Raw genomic sequence first — 2,419 nt, forward strand, 5'->3', positions numbered from 1 at the left:
CCCCCGCGCCACCCGGATGCGGCGCATGCCACACCGCCCGCCGGGGAACCCGTGCCCCTCGGCTCGCGTTGGGAGAGACGGGGAGGTCCGCTGGAGCGTGGAGAAACCGCCCAGCGGTCGGGGGAGGTTCTCCCGCCGCACCATCTGGAGGGCGTACCGTGCACGGCCGAAGCAACCGGGTGAGGACAGCCCTGCTCCTGGGCGCCATGTCCGCGCTCATCGTGGGCTTCGGCAGCCTCTTCGGCCGGACCGGCCTGCTGCTGTCGCTCCTCGCGGCCGTCGCCTTCAACGGCTACGCCTACTGGAACAGCGACAAGCTCGCGCTACGCGCGATGCGCGCCCGGCCGGTCAGCGAGTTCGAGGCACCCGAGCTGTACCGCATCGTCCGCGAACTCTCCACGGCCGCCCGCCGGCCCATGCCCCGGCTCTACATCTCCCCGACCGACGCCCCCAACGCGTTCGCCACCGGACGCGACCCGCGCAACGCCGCCGTCTGCTGCACCCAGGGCATCCTGCGCCTGCTCGACGCCCGCGAGCTGCGCGGCGTCCTCGCCCACGAGCTGAGCCACGTCCACAACCGCGACATCCTGATCTCCTCCGTCGCCGGCGCGCTCGCCACCACCCTGATGCTGCTCGTCAACTTCGCCTGGCTGATCCCCCTCGGACGCTCCGAGGACGAGGAGGGCCCCGGCCTGGTCGGCATGCTGCTCGTCCTGCTCCTCGGCCCGCTCGCCGCCTCCCTCATCCAGCTCGCCGTGAGCCGCTCCCGGGAGTACGAGGCCGACGCCGCCGGCGCCCGCCTCACCGGCGACCCACTCGCCCTGGCCTCCGCGCTGCGGAAGCTGGACGCGGGAACCAGCCGGCTGCCTCTGCCGCCCGAGCCCCGGCTCAAGACCGCGAGCCACATGATGATCGCCAACCCGTTCGGCAGCTCGGGCGCCGCCTCGCGCCTCTTCTCCACCCACCCGCCCATCGCGGAACGCGTCGCCCGGCTGGAACGCATGGCAGGCTGGCAGCCGTGAAGACGATCCTGAACATCATCTGGCTGGTCCTCAGCGGCTTCTGGCTGTTCCTCGCCTACCTGCTCGCAGGTGTGCTGCTGTGCGTCACGATCATCGGCATCCCGTTCGGCATAGCCGCCTTCCGCATCGGTACCTACGCGCTCTGGCCCTTCGGCTACGACGCCGTCGAGCGCCGCGACGCGGGCGCGCCCTCATGCCTGGGCAACGTGCTCTGGCTGCTGCTCGCCGGCTGGTGGCTGGCCCTCGGCCACATCCTGACCGGCATCGCGCTGTGCCTGACGATCATCGGCATCCCGCTGGGCATCGCCAACTTCAAGATGATCCCCGTCTCGCTGATGCCCCTCGGCCGCGAGATCGTCCGCACGAGCTGACCCACGGCGCGGGACGAGCCGGGGGACAGGGGTGACCCTGTCCCCCACGCCTGCGCGTACCCGGCGGCGGCAGTGCAGTGGTGAAAGCACAGCCAGGCGTTTGTGCAGGTCGGAGCGTCGACTCAGCGGTAGTTCACGAACTGGAGGGCGAAGTCGAAGTCCTGGGCCTTCAGGAGGGCGATGACCTCCTGAAGCGCGTCGCGGCTCTTGGAGCTGACGCGCAGCTCGTCGCCCTGAACCTGCGCCTTGACGCCCTTCGGGCCCTCGTCGCGGATGATCTTGGCGACCTTCTTGGCGTTCTCCTGCGAGATGCCCTCCTGGATGGAGGAGAACAGCTTGTACTCCTTGCCGGAGGCCTGCGGCTCCCCGGAGTCCAGGGCCTTCAGCGAGATCCCGCGCTTGACCAGCTTGGACTGGAAGATGTCGAGGACGGCCTTGGCCCGCTCCTCGGAGTTCGCGCGGATCTCGATCTTCTCGCCCGACCAGGCGATGGACGCGCCCACGCCCTTGAAGTCGTAACGCTGGGAGATCTCCTTGCTCGCCTGGTTGAGAGCGTTGTCGACCTCCTGCCGCTCGACCTTCGAGACGATGTCGAAACTGGAGTCGGCCATCGTGAGTTGGCTCCTCGTCGGTAGGTTGCTCGGGGGACAGCGGGCCGCACACCGGCCGCGCGGGCCAGCCTAGCTCCGCGCCGCGGTGCCCCGCCGCTGATCAACCGGGTGGCGGAGCACCCGTGGGTATCGGGTATGGTTTACCTCGTTGCCGCGGAGCAGGGCTCCCAGGCGACACCATCCCAGGCGGTGTGCCCGAGCGGCCAAAGGGAGCAGACTGTAAATCTGCCGGCTCAGCCTTCCCAGGTTCGAATCCTGGCGCCGCCACAGGAGTGGAAAACCCCCTCTGAACTGCTGCAAAGCGGTTCGGAGGGGGTTTCTTCGTGTGTGCGGTCCTCACGGGTGCAGGCGGCTCCGGAGGTGCTGCTGGTCGTGGGTGAGGGCGGCCAGGAGGGTGGTCCGCCAGGGGGAGGGC

The 2,419-nt window shown here is 69.7% G+C and carries 3 protein-coding genes and 1 tRNA gene; 3 read left to right on the forward strand and 1 reads right to left on the reverse strand.

The annotated features are described in order from the left end of the window. Positions 1-158: 158 nt before the first annotated feature. Positions 159-1,022 (forward strand): zinc metalloprotease HtpX, encoded by an 864-nt coding sequence (htpX, locus tag FNX44_RS26180; protein WP_143651458.1) that lies wholly within the window; start codon positions 159-161, stop codon positions 1,020-1,022. Further along, complete coding sequence (locus tag FNX44_RS26185) at positions 1,019-1,393, forward strand: YccF domain-containing protein (protein ID WP_143651459.1); 375 nt, start codon at positions 1,019-1,021, stop codon at positions 1,391-1,393. Before htpX ends, FNX44_RS26185 begins: the two co-directional genes overlap by 4 nt. A gap of 122 nt (positions 1,394-1,515) precedes the next feature. Here the strand turns inward: FNX44_RS26185 and FNX44_RS26190 are convergent, their stop codons facing one another. Then, complete coding sequence (locus FNX44_RS26190; protein WP_143651460.1) at positions 1,516-2,004, reverse strand: YajQ family cyclic di-GMP-binding protein; 489 nt, start codon at positions 2,002-2,004, stop codon at positions 1,516-1,518. 185 nt (positions 2,005-2,189) lie between these two features. On the opposite strand from FNX44_RS26190, the gene FNX44_RS26195 reads away from it, so the two are divergent. Further along, positions 2,190-2,271, forward strand: a tRNA-Tyr gene (locus FNX44_RS26195). Positions 2,272-2,419: the final 148 nt, after the last annotated feature.

Source organism: Streptomyces alkaliterrae (assembly GCF_007097205.2).
Classification (GTDB): Bacteria; Actinomycetota; Actinomycetes; order Streptomycetales; family Streptomycetaceae; genus Streptomyces; species Streptomyces alkaliterrae.